The sequence below is a fragment of the Streptomyces sp. AM25 genome (assembly GCF_058146165.1).
The window spans coordinates 1-20,558 of record NZ_JBKIWN010000013.1; the positions used below are offsets into that span (position 1 = coordinate 1).

Genomic DNA, 20,558 nt, shown 5'->3' on the forward strand with positions numbered 1-20,558 from the left:
CAGCCACATCAAGATCATCTCACCCGTGACCAGCAGTTACGGGACAACCCTTAGAGTGAACTCAAGCGGACGGTTGTCCGGAAAAATTGTCCGAGCCCCCGAAGTTAGCGGACAGTTGTCCGCTCAGCAAGGGTGGCCGGACCGGAACGAACCGAGGGCGAGGGAAACACGTGCAGACGAGGGCGGCACAGCACAACGAGGAGCCCCTGCCCCGGCGTTCGGATGCCCTGCGCAACCGCGAACGCATCCTGGAAGCGGCCCTGGCCGAGCTGACCCGCTCGCCCGCCGTCGCCCTCAGCACGATCGCCAGGAAGGCGGGCGTCGGACAGGGCACCTTCTACCGGAACTTCCCCGACCGTGAAGCACTCATCCTCGAGGTCTACCGCTTCGAGGTGCAACAGGTTTTCGAGGCCGCCCGCCACCTGCTCGACACCCGCCCGCCCGAACAGGCCCTGCGGGAGTGGCTCGACCGCCTCGCCCAGTACGCGTCGGCCAAGGCGGGCCTGGCCGACGCGATGCGCGAGGCCACCTGCGCACCCGCCACTCCGGCACGCTGGGGCCACGCACCGGTCACGGACGCCGTCGAACTCCTCCTGGAGGCCAACGAGTCGGCCGGCACCATCCGCCCCGGCGTGACCCCCGACGACTTCCTGCTCGCCATAGCCGGACTGTGGCACATCAGCACGCACGACGACGCACACGAGCGCGCCCAGCGCCTCTTCGACCTCGTCACGGCCGGGCTACGGGCGGGGGCGCCGGGAGTCCGTCCGGACGGGGACGACGGTGCGTGATCGCGCCCCAAAGGGGCGCGGGGAACTGCGCGACCAGCCGCGACGAGCCCGCAGCCGACGCACTGCACCTCCGTGGGGCCGTTGCCGGCCCTATCGGTCACCGGCGAGCCGCCGCTCCAGGTAAATGCCCGTGAAGACCGCGACCTTGGCCCGCAGCACCCACGGGTCGAACGGTTTGCCGATGTAGTCGACGGCGCCCGCGGCGTACCCCCGGGCGGAGTGTTCGGGGTCCGCGCCCATGGCGGTGAGGAAGATGATGGGGACGTCACGGTTGCGGGGGCGGCGTTTGATGTGGGCGGCGGTCTCGTAGCCGTCCATGTCCGGCATCTGGACGTCCATGATGATCACGGCGAAGTCGTCGTGGTCGAGCAGCGCCTTGAGCGCCTCCTGACCGGACGAGACCGCCACCAACTCCTGGTCGAGCGTGGCCAGTACGGCGGTCATGGCCAGCAGGTTGTCGGACTGGTCGTCGACGACGAGGACCTTGGGCATGGCCTGCGGCGCCGCCCTCGGCAGGGCACCGGCGGTCTGCCGGGCCTCCTCGACGGCCTGCAGCTGGCGTTCGAGCAGGGCGCACCGCTCCTCGGCGTCCTCGCTCTGCTTCTGCGCAGCATGCAAGTCGGCCGACAGCCGGGCGACTTCGCCCTGGAGCACGTCGCGCTCGTGCAGAAGCTCGGTGACGTCGGGGTTGGCGGCAGCCAGGCGGTCGACCCGCTCCCGCTCCGCGCTCCACTCCGCTTCGAGCTGGCTCAGGCGGACCTCCAGGTCCGCGATGCGGTGCTTGCGGTCCAGCAGCGCGTCCCCCAGGGCGTCACCCCGCGCGGTGGAGCGCCGCGACACCCGGTCGGCTTCTGCGAGTTGCTGCTCAAGGACCTCGACGGCGTGGCGCGGGGAGGCACCGGTCTCGACGGCGGCCCGGTGCAGGCGGCGGACGAGCTCGACGGCCTCGGGCGTCGCGGCCGTGCCACGGTGCTCGGCAACGTCGGTGAGCAGGTCCATCACCATTTCCCACGGCGGGACGCGGGTGCCGTTGAGGTAACGGGAGAAGGTGCCGGCATCGCGGACGCGCCGTGCCGCGTAGCGGCGCACCGACACTTCGAGGCCCTCGAACAGCTCCCGCAGCGCCAGCGCCAGCGCCCGGGATTCCGGCGTGAGTTCCGGAGCCAACGGCCTGAGTTCACCCATGGTCGTCGCCGCCGCTACGGTCGGGAGCGATCACCTGGTTGACCACCGGCAGGGCCCCGCCCGCGGCGGCGAACCCGCACAGCGCACAGCGCGCCGTCCCGCCCCCCGCGAGCCCCGACAGCAGACCGACTGCCGTTCCGGCCAGCACTGCGAGTAACAGCACCAGCGTCGCTCTCGTCGACAGCAGCGAACGGTCCATGGCTCCTCTTTCGTCACCTGGAAGGTTATTCAGAAGTAGTTGATGTTGGTGGGGTCCAGGTGCGGAGGAGTTCGAGCTGGACGACGGTGTCGAGGGTTTCGGGGAAGCGGTCGAGGGGGCCGCGGTAGTTCTCGGAGAGGATCTTCCAGTTCTCGAGGTGGCCGATGCAGCGCTCGACCGCGGAGCGGACGGAGGAGTGGGCCTTGTTGCAGTCCTTCTCCACCGGTGTGAGCGGGCGGTGCAGGGGCTTCTTGTACGGAGTCAACAGGCGGCTGCCCTGGTAGCCCTTGTCGCCGAGGCCGGGATGTCTGCCGACGGCGGTCTCCGCCCCGGAGGCGGTGTAGGCGTGGGCGTCGTGGCGGGCCCCGGGCAGGGGCCTGCCGACGAATCGGAGGCGCCCGCACAGATCCGAGACCACCTGGATGTTGTGGCCGGCACGGCGATGCTTGGCGGAGAACAGCCGCTCAGCGGCTCTCCAGTCCCAGCACGGGGCCAGGAACCCGTCCACCAGGACCGGCTCGCCCCGGGGCAGCCGGGCGATGCCGAACCTCAGCTGCTTCAGGCTGTCCCGCACCACCGGCCGCAGCTCGGACGCGTAGCGGGAGACCGTCGGCTGCGAGCAGCCGAACAGCTCACCGGCCATCTCCTGCACCGCATCGCGCCGCAGGAGAAAGCACAGCAGGACGACCGCTTTCCACAACGGCAGCACGTGCGGCCGCCCGAGCGCCCGGTCCCAGTCCGGGAGTCGGCGTTGCACCCTCCCGATGAGCAGATCCAGCTGATGCGGGCTCAGCCCGGTAGTACGGTGGAAGCACATCGGTCCCCCCGAGCGTCCGCACAGGCCTCAACACCCCGTACGGTACGCCGAGGGGACCGATCTTGTATCCAACGATCAACACCCCAAGATCCACAGACTTTTGAATAACCTTCCTGGTCGGACCGGGGCCGGAACGGCACCCCGGTCCGGTCGCCAGAAGGTGAGCCACAGAATGGTGGGAAGCGAAGGCGTTGCGCCAGGCGAGTGACCAATCGGCAACACGGGCTTCCGTTGCCGGGTGTTGGCAGGCGTTGCCCGGCCGGACTGTGCGGAGTTGTGCGCAGTTATGCGAACTGGCCGGGCCGGTAGTCGCCTGCGGGCTGCTGGACGATGACGTTCAGCCGGTTGTAGGCGTTGATGAGGGCGATCAGGGACACCAGGGCGGTGAGCTGCTCCTCGTCGTAGTGCTTGGCGGCGTTCGCCCAGACCTCGTCCGTGACGCCGCCGGCCGCATCGGCGAGGCGGGTGCCCTCCTCCGTCAGCTCCAGCGCGGCACGCTCGGCGTCGGTGAAGACCGTGGCCTCCCTCCACGCCGCCACCAGGTGAAGACGCGTCGAGGTCTCACCGGCCGCGGCGGCCTCCTTGGTGTGCATGTCGAGGCAGAAGCCACAGCCGTTGATCTGGCTGGCACGGATCTTCACGAGCTCCTGCGTCGCGGCCGGCAGGTCCGAGTCCGAGACCGCCTTGCCTGCCGAGGCGAGGTACTTGACGACCTTGCCTGCGGTCGGGCTGGCGAAGATGTTCAAACGGGCGTTGGCATTCATGGTGTGCTCCTCTGCCGATGTCGTTGGCTACACAACCAGGACGGAGCGGGCCCGGCACGTTGTGACATGGGTGAATGTGACGTGCGTCTCCTCTGCCCCCGCACGGTCGGTGTTCTCAGGTCGGCTTGCGCGGTACGTCACAGATAATTCGGCCCGGCATGACAACGCCATCCGGTTCAACTGTACGACCTTTACGCAGGGAGCCTTCGCCGCAAGAACGCAGAAACGGACAACGAGCCAAGGGAGTTGGTTCGGAAGGATCCTCCTCAAGGGGGTATACAACTCGATATCGAGGCAGCGCGGGAAGAGTCAGATCTTCGGCTGCTGCTGAGTGGCGCAGTGGATACCGCCACCGCCTTCGGCAATGGTGTGGATCTCCAGTTGGACGACTTTCCGGCCGGGGTGGAGGTCGCCGATGAGGACGGCGGCCTTGTCGTCGGCCTTGCGGTCACCGAAGCGGGGGACGAAGACTGCATCGTTGGCGATGTAGTAGTTGGCATAGGAGCCGAGAAAGTCATCGCCGCGATCACCGAGCTCTGCGGGGTCCGGTTCGGGGAGGTCGATGAGCTCGAACCCCTTCCCCCGGGCGTCTGTTGCCGTTTGGAGGACACCGCGGGCCTGGTGGTAGGTCCGGGTCCAGACGTTCGGACCGTCGCCGTCCCAGGGGCGGCTGAGCAGGACGACGCTCCTGTCGCCATCCTCGGCGAAGCGGGCCATGGCGTCGACGTGGCAGTCCGTGATGTCGTGGCCCTTGAGCCCCTGGACCCAGATCACTTTCTTGGAGCCGAGCAAGTGCTTCAGGCCGCTTTCGATCTCGTCCCGGCTCAGCCCGGGGTTGCGGTTGTCGTTGACCAGGGAGCTCTCGGTGACCAGGAGGGTGCCGTGCCCGTCGATCTCGAGTGAGCCGCCCTCCCCGACCAGCGGCGCATCGACACGCGGAACCTTGGCGTACTCCAGCACGGTACGGGCGACGTGCGCGTCGCGCTTGTGCTGCTGTTTGCCGCCCCATCCGTTGAAGTGCAGGTCGACGCCCTGAAGGCCCTTGGGGCTGCTGACGAAGGTGGGGCCTGAATCGCGCATCCACAGGACGTCCACGTCTGCCTCGATCACCTCGACCCCGCCGCCGCACGCCCGGCGGGCTTCCCGGACTCCGTCTCCGTCGTGCGGGTCGGCCAGCATGACCAACGGCTCGAATCCGGCGATTGCGCGGGCGATACCCGCGACGTCGCGCCGGACGTCGGCAGTCGCGTCCTTCCACACCGAGTCCGCGGGTGGCCAGGCCATGAAGGTCCGGGTGTGCTCGTGCGTCTCCGCCGGCATGACCAGCCCGGCCTGCTTCAGGCCGGGGAGATCCATCCTGCCTGCCCCTGCCTGCTCACCGGCCTGATTCTTCACCGGACCCGGCGCACAGGCCGACAGCCCTGCACCGGCCGCCGCGGCCGCGACAGCACCCCGGAGTATCCCGCGGCGATTGGGTGTCCTCATGACACAGCTCCTGTCCTTGGTATGCACGATCAGAGTTCCTGACTGAAATTTCAGTCAGGAACTGAAGGTAACATGGGTACGCAGTCACACCCCTACATATTTCGGAGGAACCGAGGCCGTGTCCGCCCGCCGCACCGCCATCCTCGAAGCCGCCGCACGCGTCATCGCGCAGCGGGGGATCAGAGGCCTACGCGTCGAAGAGCTCGCCGAAGAGGCCGGGGTGTCGACCTCGCTGATCTACTACCACTTCCGCGACCGGGCAGGACTGCTCGCGCACACCCTGGATTTCATCAACACCCGCGCCGAGCAGTACACCACCCCCACCGCCGACCCCGACGCCGATCCCCGCGGGCACCTGGAGGAAATGCTGCTCCTGGAACTCCAGGAGGCCCCCGCGGTCATCGAGAACAGCACTGCCTGGGGCGAATTGCGCTCCAGCGCCGTCTTCCAGCCCGAACTGCGCGAACGCCTCCGGGGCACCACCGAAAGCTGGAACGACCACGTCAGCGACCTGATCCAGCGCGCCCAGCAGGCCGGCCGCGCCGCTCCCGGTGCCTCTCCCGAGGACACGGCCGACCGCCTCACCACCCTCGTCGAGGGCCTCAGCAAGCGCTGGCTCAGCGGCACTCTCACCCTGGACCGCGCCCGACACCTCCTGCACGGCGCGATCACGGCGGAACTCGGCCGCTGACCTCAAGGCCTGTACCCCTCAGGTCCGGGGTTCGTCGGCGTCGGGTTCGAGCCTCATGTCCTGCGGTCCCCCGTCCCGGGTGTTGCGGCAGGCGAAGCTGCCGTGCGGTTCGTTCCACAGGAGCGACAGGCAACGGCCCAGTGCCTGCTGTCCGTACGCGTTGGGATGGACGGACTCCTGCCGGTCGCCCTGGCTGCCCGCGGCCACGAGGAACCGAACCCACTCGGCCCGGTCGGCCGGAAGCCTGTTGATGGGGGTGTTCTCCTGTGTCGCCTGGACCGTGCCCTTGCTGCACACCTCCTTACCGTCGAAGGCGTCCTGAAGGTCGAGGAACTGGACGTTCTTGTCCTCCGCCACGGCCTTCAGCGCAGATGCGATACGGGGAACCACGCTCTCACGCGCCCAGGTCGAGTCGTCGTTGAACAGGGGGCAGCCGCCCGTGCTGAAGCGCGCGTACGTCTCGGGATACCGGTTGTCCTCCCCGCGGGGAATGACCGAGGGGTAGGACTGCAGCACCAGGCGATAAGTGTCGTCCGGGTGACCTGCCTCGCTCATCACGGCACGGATGTCGTCGATGGTCTTCGCGACCTTGGGCCGGACTTCGGTCAGCCCTGTCTCCAGTCGGCTCTCCTGTCCTGGTCCGCAGTGCCAGTTCCCGGTCGGCACCGTGAATCCCGTGACGCAGTCCTGGATGATGTCGGCGAAGCCGAGGTCGTTCCCGCCGATGGAAAGGACGATGAGTTTGATGTCGTTTGTTCTTGCCAGGCGGGCGAGTTGGTCGGCCTGCGGTTCTTCTCCCTTGAAAGGCGTACCGCCCTGTGAGGCTCGTATCACGTTGTCGGTCGCAGCTCCGGAGCACGCGAGGTTCATGCGCCGGACTCCCGGGCCGATGTCGGCACTCATGATCTCGGCAGTGTCCGAACGGTTGCAACCGTTGCCGTACGAATCCCCGTAGATCAGTGTGGGGTCGTGGCTGCACCAGCTCATCCAGTCCCAGCAGTTACCGGCGGCCCGGTCCGTTCCGTAGCGGTGCCCGGCCGACCAGGGGGCGGCATTGCCGTACCACCGGCCGGCTTCACCGGAGATGAAACTGTCACCCATGGACACGACAGCGGCCGGTCTCTCTTCGGCCAAGGCCTGAGGGTCGGGATCCGCCGCAACGGCTGTCGCCGTCCACGACATTGTCATGCCTGCGGAGAGTGCCATGGCACTCAGGAGTGTGCGGAATCGACGCCGCATACTGGTTTCTCCTTGCGAATACACGATGCGAGGCCGGCGCGGGCGTCCCCCCGCGCCGGCGCGCACGGCAGTGTGGTCCTGGCCCTCTCTCATGGACGAAAGGGCCGGGATTCAGAACCTGCTGAGGTCAGGAAGCGAGGCCGGAACGGGATAGGGACGGCCAGTTGCGCTCGTTGACCGGGGTTCCTCCGGTCGTGATGAGCGTGGGATCGGGTCGGCCGATGCTTTGGTACGCACCGCCGCTGAAGATCCAAACGCTGCTGCTCCCAGGCCGCGGGATCACAGCATCGACCTTGGCTCCCTGGGGCAGGGTTCCGCTCTTGCCTGCGGCGGCCGCGGACAAGTCGCCGTTCTTGACAGTGATGTAGCGGTAGGTGCTCCCCGAGAACACGACAAATGTGTCGGCGTCGACAGGCATGACCGCGTCCACGGACGTCAGCCCCTTCAGGGCCGGCACATCACCGATCTTGTGCACACTGCCGGTCCGCGAGAGCTCGATGCTCGTGCCGGACAAATGGGCGTCGACCGACGCGTACTTGTCCCCGCTGAAAACGTAGTAGGTGTAGTCGTTCCCGCCGGGCTTCACGGGCTTGCCGCCGAAGCCGACGATCGAGTCGAAGGAGTCGAAGGCCGTGCCTTTGCTGAACTGGGCAAGGGAACGACTGCCTCCGAGCTCGATGTCATCAGAACCGTCGAAGCGAAGGGCGGTGACCCGATCCTTGGTCATCACGGCGAACTCGTCCGGCCGGCCCGGGAGCGGTGTCGCCGCGATGACCTCGGTGGGCTTCTTGTAGACCAGGTGGTCCTGGCCGCCGTTCGCCAGTCCGATGGCGTGGCCGATCTGTCCCGGCGTCGCCAGGCCGGACACCCCCAGGGTCTTGAAGATCGTGGAGGCAAGGCTGCCCGCCACGGGCTGTTGCTCGTAGCCCAGCTTGGGCCCGCCGGCGCCCACCGCCATGATCCTGTTCCAGGTCCGGCCGGCGAACTCCGTACAGTTGTCGCGCCAGGTGTAGGGGTTGGCGGCCTTCCTCTCCTCCTCCCCCACCTTCTTCCACTCGGTCTCCTGGGCCCGGTCGACGGGGACGCAGAGCCTCGCCACATGGTCGCGGGCCGGATTGTCCGAGGGGCTCGCGTCGGTCTGGAAGGCCGGGTCGTGGTCGTTGTGCGTGCCGTACGACTCGTACCGCTTGCCGTCGTTCGGGAAGTAGGCCAGCCAGGTATGGCCGAACGAACCGCTTCCGAAGTCCCGCGTCGCAGTCTTGAAGAAGTCCTCCTGGGCCTTCTTCAGGTCGCCTGCGTACTTGGTGTCGACCCACTGGTAGATCTTCTGGACGTCGCCACTGCGGAGGACGTCATCGGGCATCCCGAAAGCGTTCTTCAGCAGGCTCATTGCTTCGGCGTCCAGGTCGAAGGGCTCGTCCCTGCGGGTGTAGACGCACAGTTCGCCGGCCATCGCACCGTCGATTCGCTGCTGCGCGGTATCGCGTTCCTGCGCCGCGGCATGCGCCACGGGGACACAGGCCAGCAGGACGGCGGCCGCTCCGGCCGACGGGACCAGTCTTCTGATGAGGGAAGTCAAGGACAACTCCAGGTGGCACAGGAAGAATTGACAAAACTGATGCACCATCAATTCTGAGACTGTCCGGACCACACCGACATCCGCATTCCTGCTGATTTGCTCTGCCCCATGAGGCGAGGGAGAGTCCGACGGAAGGTCCACGCCGCCCGCACGGGAACACACCCACACAGGGATGTCGGCGAGTTCGCCGACCTCGGGCCTGCGCTGGGCGCTCTGGGACGACCGGTGTCTTCCACCCCGTCCACCACGACCGATCGGGGCTCGTGGGTGGATGCCTTCGGCACCTCCGGCTACCAGGTCTACGCGGTCAACCCGAGGCAGCGCCCGCCGTCAAGGAGCACTGCAGCACATCCGGTGCCTAGAACGAGCAGATAGACGCGATGAAAGTGCAGGTGGAGGTGCCTTGTTCTTGCGCACCCGGATTGAGACCCACCCCTCGCCGCCTGGCATCGGTGAGATCACCGGCGCCCAGGTGTCGGCCGAGTTCGGCAACGACCCCACCCGATAGGCCTCAGGAAGGACCCGCAAGGACTACGCCGGCGCCAGCCCCATCACCAGGCCATCGTCTCACCGGAGCAGCGTCAGGGCACTATCCCTCTCAACTGCAAGACTTCGGCCCGCAGTGAAACCACCTCGCCCCGGAGCTCGGTGAGTTGCCGCTCAAGCGCCTGGACGCACACCAGCGCGACGCCATTGGCATCGACGCAGGCAATGGACTTCTCATCGCCACCGAGGCCAAAGGCTGCTGCCCAGTCCTGGGACATCGGGCCGAGGTGACATACGTGCGGCTCGTCCCACAGGTAGCGCCACGTGCTGATGGGGAGGGCACGCACTTTTTCCAGGACTTCGTAGCCATTGACCACGGGGCAGCCGGACGCAACGGTGGTGGCCGAGTTGACCGGCTGTGCCGGGACAGGCCGCGGAACGACAGCGGGAGCCCGCCGGGGAGCGGCCCCAACGGCCGCTCCCCGGACGAGGCTCCACAGAGCGCGGATCAACGGCGCGTCCAGGAGACGGGCACGATGGCATCCTTGACCGCTCGGTCGCTGGGGTTGGTGTCCGCACCGGGCTTCAGGAACTCGCGGGCGTCCGCCTCACTGCCGGCCTTTCCGAAGTCGCAGCCGCTACCTGCCACGCAGACATCGCCGCCCGGGACAGGGGACGCATGTGCGGGGCCGGCGAAGTAGGCAAGACCGGAGACTCCGGCTGCGGCAGCGAGAAGGCCTGTGGCCAGACGGCGCAGGGTGACAGGCATGAGTAATTCCTTTCGGAGTACGAGGTGATGGGAACGTCGCCTCGGTGAGAGAAGGTCGATACGGAAGCGTGCGCGAGATCAGATCTCGGTGCCGGGGCACCGCCGGTCGATGACTGCGCGGAGCTTTCCGCTGGTAGGCGTGCGCTCGAAATCGCTGATTCCGACGGTCTGTACATCGAGAGTCGCCGACCGGTGTGTCTCGACCACCGTGCGGAGCTCTGGACAGTGCTCCAGGAACAGCTTGCGCATCGCTGCCAGGTCAGCGGCATGGCGCTCATCCAGCTTGATCACTATACCTTCATTCCTCTCCCCTCCGGTAAGAACCATCTGCAATTCGCCCGCGTATCCCGCCTGTTCATCGGCAACACGGGCGATTTCCCAGTAGCTGATAAAGGAAGCGCCGCTCCGCAAGACGTCGCTGTGGTGGCCGAGCAGCTCGAAGCGAGGGGCTCTGCGTCCACAAGCACACATACCGGGTATCCACCGGCCGAGGTCACCGGTCTCGTAGCGCTGCATCTACGGTCCCGGGGCCGTAGATGCGATGCACCAGCGGATCGTCACCGGGTACCGGGGAGCCGAGGAGACCGGCGTCGACACTCGAGCACCCCAGCGAGCGGATGTCGGCGTTGGGGAATGCCTGGGCCAGCTGCGGCCGTTGGTCGTCGAAGAACATCTCCCCAGCGAACAACAGCAGCTCCACCCGGGGCAGCGTTCGGTCCTCGGCTACGAGATGTTCGGCGACCTGCGCCATCTTGGTGGGGGTGCCGACGATCACGTGGGCGCCGAATTCCTTCATCGTCGCAGCGATGTACTGCGGTGAAGCACTTCCACTCACGGGCAGCCGCACGTTGTCAACAGGTGCGTGCCACAGCGAGGTATGCGTGAACAGGAAGCTGGCATAGAGCTCCCCCGCGTAGAAGGTGTTGACTACGCGGTGCCCCGGCTGAAGGCCCGCGTCGACCATGCCGCGCCCGTATGCAGTGACGAACTCCCGCCATTCTTCACGCGTGTAGCACGAGAACTTGGGAGATCCTGTCGTCCCACCGCTCTTCAGCACCAGGGCCTCGGTCAACGGGGCCGTCAGTACCTCGTTCCGTGCAAGGGTGTTGGCTGTCCAGAAAGAGGCGTGATCCACCACGGGAAGCGCCGAGAGGTCGTCCACGTCCGGCGGCAGGCTGTCGTAGAGGCGTGCGTAGTAGGGCGACCGGCTGCGGGCGTGTCGAACGGCTTCTCGTACGGACTGTACAGGCATGTAGGTACTCAGTTTTCGGAGAGAAGAGGGTGGTCAACGCAGAGCGCTGACCACCCCTTTCAGATGTTTCTGGAAAATTTTCTGATGGCAGGCGTACGAGCCGCCCGTCTCAATCTGTTCCAGGAGACGTCAATCGGAGGGGTGGCTGATCCACCAAGGATCACTGTCTGCGTCGCCGTCCCTGACCGATGCCCCCCCAGGAAGTGCCCATGCTGCTCTTGCACCAGTGACCGGGCAGCGGCGAGTAGCGGGGGCCACCGACACCTTGGCCGCTGACACTGTTTTGCGGCCGGTCTGTCAGCACTCCCGGACCAAGGGTCCCGCATTGGGTGAAATTCGGCTTGTGGGCGAAGTACCCACTGACGTAGTAGATGTTGGTCGGAGTGTTCCCATCGGATACCGCGTAACCGTCACGCAGGTCTGGCGGCAGGGGGGCTTTCTCGGGCAGCGGAAGCCTGTAATCGGGTCCGGAGTCCTCGACGGTCTTCACCCGATCGGCATCCGATCCGCTGCAGTAAGTGCGCATCTCGACATCGGTCATCGGGCGATACTTGAAGACGACATTCCCATTCCCCTTGGGGTCGGGGGCGGTACCGGCGTAGCCAGGGACAAGCCACTTGGCGTGCCCCTGAAAGAAGTCACCGCTTCCCTTGAAGCGAATCTTGAACTCTCCCTGAACCGCAATGGTGGGCGGGCCGAACTCGATCCACCCCACTTGCATGGCCGGAATGTGCAGGTTATCCGTCTCTCCGAACGAGGTCGACTTCCCCCATTCGTGCTGATATTGAACCGACGTCTGCTCGTCGATGACTCCGGCAATCTTCCCGCTGATGGATTCCGAGATGCTGATGCTGTTACTCGTGCTCTCTGTTTCCTGCCAGTTGACGGAGTGCTCCTGCGTCTCCTTGGTGCAGTTGTAGGCAGTCGCACCCACCTGGTGAAGCGGTGCAACGCCCTTGGTGAAGGTTCCCTTGCTCGGGGTGAAGGTGCAGTCGGCCCTCCCATCGCACTGGGACACCAGTTCGCTTTGCGACGGCCAGGAATCTGCGTGGGCGGCCGCAGGCAGGACAAGGCTGGACGCGAGCGCGAGAACAGATCCCAGCAGAACACGAACTCGCAGCTTGGAATTCAGAAACTTCCGTATCTTCACGAAGGCGACCTTTCAGGTCAGACCGCGACGATGGGGGCCGTTGTCCGGCGCCCCGCCCGACGCCGGAACCGCGGAAGCCGGATCTGGCGGGGACACTCTCATCCTGAGCGGCTGCACCTGAAGGAAGACTGATGCCGCTGAAGACCTCTTCAGGACCGGCTCGGCAGGTCTTCACGGTCGACCGGGAAACGGGCGACCAGACGGGCACCGCTCTCACTCGGCTCCACGGTGAGACTGCCGCCGTGCACACGCGCAATCTCCCGGGCAATGGCCAGCCCCAGCCCGCTGCCCCCACTCTGCCGATTACGGTCGCCCTCGAGACGAACAAAGCGTTCGAAGACGCGGTCGGCAGCCTCCGGCGGAATACCCGGCCCGTCATCGCTCACCTCGAGGACCGCCCACCGGCCGGCTTCCTCGGCGCAAGCACGGATACGCACCTCGGCGGTCGCGTACCGTACCGCGTTGTCAACGAGGTTGGTCAGCAGTCGCTCCAGCTGAATCTGGTCACCGCGCATCGGCACTGGGGTATCGGCGTCGGCCGTGACCGAAACACGCGCGGTGGTCCGGCGGGCTGCTTCTTCCGCGGCGATCAACGCCAGGTCCAGTAGCCGGCCAACGGTCGTAGCGCGCGCATCCAGGCGAGCAAGGAGCAGCAGATCGGTGGCGACCAGTTGGAGGCGCTCGGTGGAGGAAAGTGCCTGCCGGACCGATGATTTCGTCGCCTCGTCCCGCGCTTCCAGCAGCGCGATTTCCAGTTCGGCACGGACGGTGGCGATAGGGCTTCGGAGCTCGTGGGACGCATCCGCGACGAACTGCCGTTGCCGGGCCACTGACTCTTCCAGACGGGCAAGGGTCGCATTGACCGTGCGGGCGAGCTTGCTGATCTCGTCTCCGGATGCCGGGTCGGGGACACGGCGGCTGAGCTCACTGGCGGTCACAGAGGCGAGTTCGCGACGGATGGCGGTCACAGGTCGCAGGGCCGCCCCTGTCACCGTCCAGGTGAGGGCCGCGGTCAGCACGATGACCAGTCCGCCGCCCACCAGAAGGGCCGTGCCGAGTGCACGGGTGCCCTCGTCGAGCTCCTCCAGCTGAGTGATCGCGTAGACGTACTGATCGCCATGGGTCGTGGGCGCGGTCACCACCACGACCAGGTCACGGCCTCCGGAATCCCCGCGCGGGACGGACATGATCCGTTGTGCCGAGTCCTCGCCCGTCCTGGGACGGAAATCCTTGAACGCCGCAGCAGCGGCATCCGGATCAGGGCCGGTGCCGGCGACGGCACGGCCGCTCGCATCCAGGACGACCACGGCGTCCGCACCACCGCCGGGCTCGGGGAGGTGCCGGGGCACCGGCGTCGCACCGATCTGTACAGCGACCTTGCGGGCTGCGAGGGCCGTGCGCTCGGCGGTGCCGTCCAGCAGAATCCGCCGAAGCGTCACGGACAGTCCGATGCTGCCGAGAGTGAGAACGACGGCGGCGATGAACGTCACGACAGCAGTGGCGCGTGCACGAACAGTACGGGGCCACAACGTCCGTTTCACCAGCCGAAACTGCCGCGCCATCGGCCGTCCTCCGTTCCTGGAATCCGTGGGCGGACATTTTCGTGGAACACCATGAGGCCTTGGCGGGACAAACTCGCCGGCAAGCGAAACATACTGCTCTGCAGAGCCTACTCCAGCACAACTGAAGACAACCTGAACGTCTCCTGAAGTCCTTTTCAGGAGGAATTTCCCAGCGTCCTCTAACCTGACCTCTCCCACCCCACCGCCACGGGAGTATGCCTTGAAAGCCCTGGTCCTGGCCGACGGCAGCGGAAGCAGACTGCGGCCGATCACACCCCCGTCCGTCCATCGTCCGGTGCCGGCCGCAGACCGTCCCACGCTTTTCTGTTCCCTGGCGGCCATCGCCGACGCAGGTATTCACGACGTCGCCGTAGTCGTCGACAGCGCGGATGAAGAGGTGCAGGCAACCGTGGGTGACGGCTCGCACCTCGGTCTCAACGTGACCTATTTCGAGCAACGGACTCCACGCGGTCTCCCCTATGCCATGCTCATCGCCCGCAGCTGGCTGGGAGATGACGACTTCCTGGCCTGCCTCGGAGACACCTTCATCGGCGAGATCACCGACTTCGTCAGCACCTTCCAGGCCGAACAGCCGGTCGCCCAGGTCCTGATCGCCCCTGCGCACTGCCCAGCTCCTTTCGGCATCGCCGAACTCTCTGCTGACGGGCAGGTGAAGAGAGCCCGGAACGTGCCCACACCCAGGCGCAACAGTCACGCCCTCGCCGGCACGTACCTCTTCGCGCCGGCCATTCACGATGTCGTCCGAAGGCTTGTTCCGTCCGCGAGCGGAGAGCTGGTCATCGCCGAGGCCCTGCAACGGCTGGTCGACCACGGGTACACGATTCAGGCCGTGCCCGCCCCGGGTTTCGGACACCGCTCCGAGGCCGTCACCAGCTCTTAGGGGAACGCCCCCTGAATATGCCTCCGTTATTTCCGGGACACTCACATGCTGAGCGAAACCACAGCCCTTGAATTCCTCAAAACCGGTGTCACACCAGCCTGTTCCACGGTCGATCCCGAGCTCTTCTTCCCCGACGACCAGAGCGAGCGCCTGACAGCCCTCGGCATCTGCGATACCTGCCCTCTGGCGAAGCCCTGCCGTGATTGGGCCCGCACCAACTTGCCCGCAGGTATCTGGGGCGGCGAGACCGACAGCCAACGCCGTACCCGCTCGTTCGCGGAGCGGGAGTCAGTATTGCCTCCCGGCTCCTGAGCACGGGAGACTCGACATGGGTCGACTCAGCCGGTCGACGGGTACTCCCGATTGCCCCAGCGATCGCGTCCCGACTCGGGTGCCATCACAAGACGGGCGGACATTGGACGCACCCTCTCGGCCCCGTGATCCGGCACACGTCTCCGCCCGCTCCGGACCGATAACCGGACGGACGCCCTGTCAAGGCCGAACTCGACTACGCCCGCGGACCGGAGAAAAGCTGGGACTACGCGTCCTGCGGCCCGCCGAAGGCCGGCCAAGCGTTACTACGCCCCCTCGTTCCTCAACTCCCGGACTACCGCCACCAGCAGCACAACCGCCATCGATCCCCCGGACCACAACAGCTGCGGGCGCGCGCCGTCGTCGGTCAGCATCAGACCCGCCATCACCGCTATCACCGCGAGCGTCGCCCACGTCAGCCAGGGAAATCCCCACATCCGCAGGACCAGCTTCTCCGGGGCCTCGCGCTCGATGCGGCGGCGGAGCCGCAGCTGCGACACCGCGATCAGTGCCCAGATGAACAGCGACACCGCGCCGACCGCGTTCAGCATGTAGAGGAAAACAGAATCCGGCCACTTCAGATTGAGCAGAACGGAGACGAAGCCGAAGGCCACCGACGCAAGCACGGCCCGCCGAGGTACTCCGCCACGCGATACCTTCAGCAGCGCCTTGGGCGCCTCGCCGCGCTCGGCGAGAGAGAACACCATCCGGGACGCTCCGTACAGATTGGCGTTGAGGGCCGACAGCAGCGCCACGAACACCACGATGCTCATGATCGTGCCGGCCGAGGGTACGCCGATCCGGTCGAGCACGGTGACGTACGGGCTGAGCCCGGCCGTCTGCGCAGTCCAGGGCAACACGGTCACGATGACCAGCATCGAGCCCACGTAGAAGAAGAGAATGCGCCACACCGCGCTGCGCACCGCACGCGCCACCGAGCGGGCCGGATCGTCGGACTCGGCGGCCGCGATGGTGGCAACCTCCAGGCCGCCGAAGGCGAACACCACGCTGAGCACGCCGGAGATCACGCCTGACCAGCCATGAGGCAGAAGGCCTCCTGAATCAGTGAGGTTGGTCAGGCCCACCCGTTCCGTACCCGGCAGAACTCCGAAGATCGCAAGCCCGACGAGGATCAGGAACATCACGATCGCACCGACCTTGAGCGCTGCACACCAGAACTCGAACTCGCCGAAGTTGCGTACCGACACCAGATTCGCGGCGGTGAGCACCACCATGAACGTCAGCACCCAGGCCCACTGCGGCATCGCCGGCAGCCAGCCGTTTGCGATGTGTGCAGCCGCCGTCGCCTCCACCGCGAGGACGGCCACGAGCTGGAACCAGTACATCCAGCCCGCGCTGAAACCCGCCCAGCGCCCGATGGAGCGCTCGGCATACACCGAGAACGAACCCGACGCGGGCATGGCCGAGGACATCTCGCCCAGCATCCGCATGACGCACATCGCAAGCGTGCCCGCGATCAGGTAGGACAGGACGATGCCGGGGCCCGCGACCGCAATGCCCGCGCCCGATCCGACGAAGAGTCCGGCGCCGATCACTCCGCCCAGGCCGAGCATCGTGAGATGGCGTTGTTTGAGGCCGACGGAGAGTGTCTCGGGCTCGGGTTCGAACGCGGAAGCAGTGTCGCGGATCGAGCGCGTTCTCACGGACGGGGTGTCGTGCATGGTGGTGGTGCTCACAGAGAATCGGGGGACGGGAGACGGGTGGTCCGGCACGTATGCCGTGGGCTCCGACGGGGGCTCGGGGGTGTACCGGCGCAGTGGGAGACCGCCGGGAACTCCTCGCACGTCGTTCCCGGCGGCCATCGTCACCTGCATCCCGAGCCGACCCTCGGGTCACTGAACCAGGTCGTGCACCTTGACCGGACTGCCCGTGAGCAGACCCGCGTTGCGGTAGACCTCCTGCATCTGCTCCAGCTGCTTCGTGTCCGGCGCGAGCTGCGGGTCCCACTGGTAGGGCGGCGTCTTGCGCAGGACGTCGAGCTTCTGGCCGGTGGCCTCGGCGAGGATGCGGAGGGTGTCGTCGGACTTCGCACCGTTGCCCTGGAGGTCTGCGGCGGCCTTGCGCAGTGCGGTGAGGAACTTGCCCGCGACGGGCTTGTCGGCAAAAGCCTTGCCGAAGATCACGCCGGTGGCGGAGGTGCCCTTCGGCGGGACGGCAACCGGTTCGGCCACACCGCCCTGTTCCATGGCAGTGGTGAAGGGCGCGGGGGCGAGGGCTGCGTCAACTCCCCCGTCCGCCAAGGCGGCCTTCATGTCCGGGACGGACAGGTTGACCACCTTCACGTCCTTCAGGCTCAGGCCCGATGCGCGCAGTGTGGCCGCGAGCTGGTAGCCACCAGCCGCGCCCGGGCCGCCGGCGACCGCAATCCTGCGGCCGCGCAGATCGGCCGGTACCTTCACCTCCTTGGAGTCCAGCAAACGCTTGGAGACCTCCAGGGCGGTGGGGGAAGGTGTCTCGCCGGTGGACGCGCCCATCGATGCGGTGACCTTGACCTCCAAGCCCTTGGAGACGGCGTTGAACAGTCCTGCGGAGAAGCCGGCGACCACCGCGTCCAGCTTGCCCGAGGCGGCGAGCGGCATGGCGTCCTGGCCGCTCTTCACCTTCTGGAGATCGATCTTGATGCCCTCCTGCTTGAAGTACCCCTTGGCATCGGCCAGATAGAGCGGAGCGAAGATTGTGGACGGCATGTGCGCGACCCGCACGGTCTCGGGTGTCGCCGTGTCCTTGTCGTCGCCGCCGTCACAGGCGGCGAGCAGGGGGGCGACGGGGAGCAGGGCAAGCAGAGCTGTCAGACGACGAGACATGAAAAGGGTGTTCCTTACGAGATTTTCTGTGTGCAGAGGACAGGTATGTGGGTGACGAGGAAACCCTCGCCGAGCGGGCAGACGTGGTCACCTCGGAGGCGTGCGCCACGGCATCGTCCAGCGGGCCACGAGGGACACCGCTCCGGTGAAGAGCGCGCCGAGCAGTGCGATGGTGATGAGCGCCGCGTACATGCGCTCGGGCTGGAAGAGTGTCCAGGAGTTCCAGGTCAGATAGCCGAGCCCGTGGTCGGAGGCGACGAACTCCACGGCCACGACGACGACCACGCCCAGCCCTGCTGCAGTGCGAAGCCCCGTCAGCACGCCCGGCAGCGCGCCGGGCAGCAGGACAAAGCGCAGCAGTCGCAGTCCGGAGGCTCCGTATGAACGGGCTGCCTCCAGTGTGCGCGGATCGATCTCCCGTACTCCGGCAAGGGTGTTGATCTGGAGGGCGAAGAAGACGGTGATGGCGACAGAGAGCACCTTCGGCGTTTCGTCGAGACCGAAGACGAGCAGCAGCAGCGGCAAGATGGCGATCTTGGGGAGTGCGTACAGGGCAGCAAAGAGCGGGCTCAGCAGAGCGTTCACTGTGCGTGAGACGCCCATGGCGAAGCCGGCCAGTATGCCGGACAGTGCACCCAGCGCATAGCCGGGCAGTAGCCGACCGAGCGTGGCTTCTGCGTGCGCGCCCAACTCACCGGAGCATGCCATGCGGTACATCCCTGCAGCGATCGTGCACGGCGAGGGGAAGAGCAGTGTGTCGATCACGCCGGTCATCGCGGCAATCTGCCAGATCGTCAGCAGGACCAGCGGTACTGTGATCCCGAGCCAGGTGTTGCGCCCCATCCAGACGACGGCCAGGCGCATGTTCCGTCTCGTCATCATGAAACGGGTCACGGCGCCTCCTCGACGGATTCGATGAGTTGGGAACGCAGCTGGTCCCAGACCCGGGCCCGCAGCCGGCCGAACTCCGGGTGATCCACGATGCCGGGGTCACGCGGGCGTGAGAACGGCACCGTGAACTCGTCCGTCACCCGGCCCGGCCGGGCGGACATCACCAGGACCCGGTCGCCCAGCAGGATCGCTTCGTCGATCGAGTGCGTCACCAGCACCACCGTCTTGTGCTCGGCCTGCCACAGGGACAGCACCTGTTCCTGCATCAGCCGCCGGGTCTGCGGATCCAGTGCGCCCAGTGGCTCGTCCATCAACAGGACGGGGCTGCCGGTGGCGAATGCCCGGGCCAGCGCAAGGCGTTGACGCATTCCGCCGGAGAGCTGGTCAGGATATGCGTCGGCGAACTCCTCGAGTGCCAGGCGCTTCAGCCATCCGCAGGCGGCCTCGTCGGCCTCACGCCGGGAAACGCCCGCCATGCGCAGGCCGAACGCGGCGTTGGAGCGCACGGTCAGCCACGGCAGCACGCCGAAGTCCTGGAAGACGAAGGCCGCCCGCGGAATGCCCCGGGCAGATGCCTCCCACGGAACGCCACGAGAACCCGCGCTCGGCTCGATCCGCCCCGACGAGGGGGCTTCGAGCCCTCCGAGCATCCTGAGCAAGGTGGATTTGCCGCAGCCCGAGGGACCCACGATGCAGACGAACTCCCCTTCACCGACGTTCAGGGAAACCTTCTCCAGGGCCGGTATCAGCCCCTGACGCGGCGAGGGAAACTGCTTGCTCACTTCGACAGCCGAGATCATCGTCACGCCGACTCGAAGATGTGCAGGTCGTAGAAGAGCTGGTACCGCGTCGGGTCGTCCGGCAGGTACCAGTGCAGTCCGGCTTCGGCGAACACGGCGACGATGTTCACCGTGATCACGACCCCGATGAACCAGAGCGCGAACAGCACCACCGGGCGACGTACCTGCCGGGCCGGAAGCCGAGTTGCTGTGGTCCAGTGGCCGAGCGTGAGCAGCACACCGATGCCGAACGCCGAAGCGGAGAAGAGAATCCACGCCCAGACGTAGAGGTGGAGACCGAACACCGTACTTCCGTAGCCCGGGTCGCCCGGCAGGATGTGCAGCATGGTCTGCCGCCAGGAGGCGACCGATCCGGTCATGACACCGATCAGGGCGAGGCCCCAGCCTGTCATGTAGTCGCGCCGGTCGACTGAGCCGGTCAGGGACTTGCGCAGGATGTATGCGGGGCCCAGGGCCGCCAGGATCATGAACATGCGCTGCACGATGCAGAGCGGGCAGGGGTACTCCCCGACCACGAACTGGAAATACAGCCCGCCACAGACCGTACCGGTCCAGCCGACGGCGAAGAGCACGGCGAACCAGAACTGTCCTTGGCCGACGAGTATGCGCAACGTCGAGACGGGCGGATAGGGTTGGGATATGGACGGGGATGCCATAGGTGTGCTGCTTTCAGCTCCGTGTTCAGAAGGTCAGGTGAAGAGCGCTGGTGATGTGGTGTGCAAGGAGCAGGCATGTCGCTCCGAGCGCGAGGGCCCAGCAGCCGAGGATCAGCGGCAGCCGAGTGCCTCGGGAGGTGACCAGCAGCGTGAACAGCAGGCCGATGAAGAGCAGTGCGTCCATCTCGTTCTCTTGGTCTCGAA

The 20,558-nt window shown here is 66.6% G+C and carries 23 protein-coding genes; 4 read left to right on the plus strand and 19 right to left on the minus strand.

Annotated features, from left to right (window positions below; all coding sequences use genetic code 11):
• The first annotated feature begins 170 nt into the window (after positions 1–170).
• Positions 171–791 carry a TetR/AcrR family transcriptional regulator gene (locus tag ACLHRZ_RS18245; RefSeq protein WP_490419518.1) on the plus strand — a complete coding sequence of 207 codons (621 nt, stop codon included), beginning with the start codon at positions 171–173 and terminating at the stop codon, positions 789–791.
• A 90-nt stretch (positions 792–881) separates the two neighbouring features.
• Here the strand turns inward: ACLHRZ_RS18245 and ACLHRZ_RS18250 are convergent, their stop codons facing one another.
• The 5 genes from ACLHRZ_RS18250 to ACLHRZ_RS18270 form a co-directional block, all read right to left on the minus strand.
• Positions 882–1,976 carry a response regulator gene (locus ACLHRZ_RS18250; protein ID WP_490419519.1) on the minus strand — a complete coding sequence of 365 codons (1,095 nt, stop codon included), beginning with the start codon at positions 1,974–1,976 and terminating at the stop codon, positions 882–884.
• Positions 1,969–2,175 (minus strand): hypothetical protein, encoded by a 207-nt coding sequence (locus ACLHRZ_RS18255; RefSeq protein WP_490419520.1) that lies wholly within the window; start codon positions 2,173–2,175, stop codon positions 1,969–1,971. The genes ACLHRZ_RS18250 and ACLHRZ_RS18255 overlap by 8 nt, the downstream gene beginning before the upstream one ends.
• 25 nt (positions 2,176–2,200) lie before the next feature.
• A complete protein-coding gene (locus ACLHRZ_RS18260) occupies positions 2,201–2,932 on the minus strand; it encodes a transposase family protein (RefSeq protein ID WP_490419521.1) in 732 nt (243 codons plus the stop codon).
• Between the two features lie 344 nt (positions 2,933–3,276).
• Positions 3,277–3,756 (minus strand): carboxymuconolactone decarboxylase family protein, encoded by a 480-nt coding sequence (locus ACLHRZ_RS18265; protein WP_490419522.1) that lies wholly within the window; start codon positions 3,754–3,756, stop codon positions 3,277–3,279.
• Between the two features lie 309 nt (positions 3,757–4,065).
• Entirely contained in the window at positions 4,066–5,112 is a 1,047-nt protein-coding gene (locus tag ACLHRZ_RS18270) for an agmatine deiminase family protein (protein WP_490419523.1), read from the minus strand.
• A 247-nt stretch (positions 5,113–5,359) separates the two neighbouring features.
• Here ACLHRZ_RS18270 and ACLHRZ_RS18275 point away from each other — a divergent pair, with 247 nt between their 5' ends.
• Positions 5,360–5,932, plus strand: coding sequence for a TetR/AcrR family transcriptional regulator (locus ACLHRZ_RS18275; protein WP_490419524.1), 573 nt, complete (start codon positions 5,360–5,362; stop codon positions 5,930–5,932).
• 18 nt (positions 5,933–5,950) lie between these two features.
• On the opposite strand, the gene ACLHRZ_RS18280 is transcribed toward ACLHRZ_RS18275, so the two are convergent.
• From ACLHRZ_RS18280 to ACLHRZ_RS18315, 8 genes are all read right to left on the minus strand, one after another.
• Positions 5,951–7,033: a GDSL-type esterase/lipase family protein gene (locus tag ACLHRZ_RS18280; protein ID WP_490419525.1), complete on the minus strand. Its 1,083-nt coding sequence runs from the start codon at positions 7,031–7,033 to the stop codon at positions 5,951–5,953.
• A gap of 265 nt (positions 7,034–7,298) precedes the next feature.
• The gene (locus ACLHRZ_RS18285; protein ID WP_490419526.1) at positions 7,299–8,750 is read right to left on the minus strand and encodes a hypothetical protein; all 1,452 of its coding nucleotides are present in this window, start codon (positions 8,748–8,750) and stop codon (positions 7,299–7,301) included.
• A gap of 581 nt (positions 8,751–9,331) precedes the next feature.
• Positions 9,332–9,613, minus strand: a complete 282-nt coding sequence (locus ACLHRZ_RS18290) for a tail fiber domain-containing protein (RefSeq protein ID WP_490419527.1) — start codon at positions 9,611–9,613, stop codon at positions 9,332–9,334.
• A 131-nt stretch (positions 9,614–9,744) separates the two neighbouring features.
• On the minus strand, positions 9,745–10,005 hold the full coding sequence (locus tag ACLHRZ_RS18295) for a hypothetical protein (protein WP_490419528.1): 261 nt from the start codon (positions 10,003–10,005) through the stop codon (positions 9,745–9,747).
• A gap of 78 nt (positions 10,006–10,083) precedes the next feature.
• The gene (locus ACLHRZ_RS18300; protein ID WP_490419529.1) at positions 10,084–10,521 is read right to left on the minus strand and encodes a hypothetical protein; all 438 of its coding nucleotides are present in this window, start codon (positions 10,519–10,521) and stop codon (positions 10,084–10,086) included.
• Positions 10,499–11,167, minus strand: coding sequence for a phenylacetate--CoA ligase family protein (locus tag ACLHRZ_RS18305; RefSeq protein WP_490419530.1), 669 nt, complete (start codon positions 11,165–11,167; stop codon positions 10,499–10,501). The genes ACLHRZ_RS18300 and ACLHRZ_RS18305 overlap by 23 nt, the downstream gene beginning before the upstream one ends.
• Before the next feature lie 250 nt (positions 11,168–11,417).
• The gene (locus ACLHRZ_RS18310; protein WP_490419531.1) at positions 11,418–12,407 is read right to left on the minus strand and encodes a hypothetical protein; all 990 of its coding nucleotides are present in this window, start codon (positions 12,405–12,407) and stop codon (positions 11,418–11,420) included.
• Positions 12,408–12,556: 149 nt separating this feature from the next.
• Positions 12,557–13,897, minus strand: coding sequence for a sensor histidine kinase (locus ACLHRZ_RS18315; protein ID WP_490419532.1), 1,341 nt, complete (start codon positions 13,895–13,897; stop codon positions 12,557–12,559).
• Positions 13,898–14,189: 292 nt separating this feature from the next.
• Here ACLHRZ_RS18315 and ACLHRZ_RS18320 point away from each other — a divergent pair, with 292 nt between their 5' ends.
• The gene (locus ACLHRZ_RS18320) at positions 14,190–14,870 is read left to right on the plus strand and encodes a sugar phosphate nucleotidyltransferase (RefSeq protein ID WP_490419533.1); all 681 of its coding nucleotides are present in this window, start codon (positions 14,190–14,192) and stop codon (positions 14,868–14,870) included.
• A gap of 45 nt (positions 14,871–14,915) precedes the next feature.
• Positions 14,916–15,182 carry a WhiB family transcriptional regulator gene (locus ACLHRZ_RS18325; RefSeq protein ID WP_490419534.1) on the plus strand — a complete coding sequence of 89 codons (267 nt, stop codon included), beginning with the start codon at positions 14,916–14,918 and terminating at the stop codon, positions 15,180–15,182.
• A gap of 266 nt (positions 15,183–15,448) precedes the next feature.
• Here ACLHRZ_RS18325 and ACLHRZ_RS18330 read toward each other — a convergent pair whose 3' ends face one another.
• The 6 genes from ACLHRZ_RS18330 to ACLHRZ_RS18355 all read right to left on the minus strand — a co-directional run bounded on the left by ACLHRZ_RS18330 (position 15,449) and on the right by ACLHRZ_RS18355 (position 20,538).
• Positions 15,449–16,864 carry an amino acid permease gene (locus ACLHRZ_RS18330; protein WP_490419669.1) on the minus strand — a complete coding sequence of 472 codons (1,416 nt, stop codon included), beginning with the start codon at positions 16,862–16,864 and terminating at the stop codon, positions 15,449–15,451.
• Between the two features lie 171 nt (positions 16,865–17,035).
• A complete protein-coding gene (locus ACLHRZ_RS18335; RefSeq protein WP_490419535.1) occupies positions 17,036–18,007 on the minus strand; it encodes an ABC transporter substrate-binding protein in 972 nt (323 codons plus the stop codon).
• Positions 18,008–18,094: 87 nt separating this feature from the next.
• On the minus strand, positions 18,095–18,901 hold the full coding sequence (locus ACLHRZ_RS18340; RefSeq protein ID WP_490419536.1) for an ABC transporter permease: 807 nt from the start codon (positions 18,899–18,901) through the stop codon (positions 18,095–18,097).
• The gene (locus ACLHRZ_RS18345) at positions 18,898–19,680 is read right to left on the minus strand and encodes an ABC transporter ATP-binding protein (RefSeq protein ID WP_490419537.1); all 783 of its coding nucleotides are present in this window, start codon (positions 19,678–19,680) and stop codon (positions 18,898–18,900) included. Before ACLHRZ_RS18345 ends, ACLHRZ_RS18340 begins: the two co-directional genes overlap by 4 nt.
• A gap of 20 nt (positions 19,681–19,700) precedes the next feature.
• The gene (locus ACLHRZ_RS18350; RefSeq protein WP_490419538.1) at positions 19,701–20,354 is read right to left on the minus strand and encodes a disulfide bond formation protein B; all 654 of its coding nucleotides are present in this window, start codon (positions 20,352–20,354) and stop codon (positions 19,701–19,703) included.
• Positions 20,355–20,379: 25 nt separating this feature from the next.
• Complete coding sequence (locus tag ACLHRZ_RS18355; RefSeq protein WP_490419539.1) at positions 20,380–20,538, minus strand: DUF5993 family protein; 159 nt, start codon at positions 20,536–20,538, stop codon at positions 20,380–20,382.
• Between the last annotated feature and the right edge of the window lie 20 nt (positions 20,539–20,558).

Bases quoted from the DNA above. Each gene is read 5' to 3' on its own strand.
- ACLHRZ_RS18250 (WP_490419519.1), bottom strand. From the start codon at position 1,976: ATGGGTGAACTCAGGCCGTTGGCTCCGGAACTCACGCCGGAATCCCGG.
- ACLHRZ_RS18255 (WP_490419520.1), bottom strand. From the start codon at position 2,175: ATGGACCGTTCGCTGCTGTCGACGAGAGCGACGCTGGTGCTGTTACTC.
- ACLHRZ_RS18265 (WP_490419522.1), bottom strand. From the start codon at position 3,756: ATGAATGCCAACGCCCGTTTGAACATCTTCGCCAGCCCGACCGCAGGC.
- ACLHRZ_RS18270 (WP_490419523.1), bottom strand. From the start codon at position 5,112: ATGGATCTCCCCGGCCTGAAGCAGGCCGGGCTGGTCATGCCGGCGGAG.
- ACLHRZ_RS18280 (WP_490419525.1), bottom strand. From the start codon at position 7,033: ATGGGTGACAGTTTCATCTCCGGTGAAGCCGGCCGGTGGTACGGCAAT.
- ACLHRZ_RS18295 (WP_490419528.1), bottom strand. From the start codon at position 10,005: ATGCCTGTCACCCTGCGCCGTCTGGCCACAGGCCTTCTCGCTGCCGCA.
- ACLHRZ_RS18300 (WP_490419529.1), bottom strand. From the start codon at position 10,521: ATGCAGCGCTACGAGACCGGTGACCTCGGCCGGTGGATACCCGGTATG.
- ACLHRZ_RS18325 (WP_490419534.1), top strand. From the start codon at position 14,916: ATGCTGAGCGAAACCACAGCCCTTGAATTCCTCAAAACCGGTGTCACA.
- ACLHRZ_RS18330 (WP_490419669.1), bottom strand. From the start codon at position 16,864: ATGCACGACACCCCGTCCGTGAGAACGCGCTCGATCCGCGACACTGCT.
- ACLHRZ_RS18335 (WP_490419535.1), bottom strand. From the start codon at position 18,007: ATGTCTCGTCGTCTGACAGCTCTGCTTGCCCTGCTCCCCGTCGCCCCC.
- ACLHRZ_RS18350 (WP_490419538.1), bottom strand. From the start codon at position 20,354: ATGGCATCCCCGTCCATATCCCAACCCTATCCGCCCGTCTCGACGTTG.
- ACLHRZ_RS18355 (WP_490419539.1), bottom strand. From the start codon at position 20,538: ATGGACGCACTGCTCTTCATCGGCCTGCTGTTCACGCTGCTGGTCACC.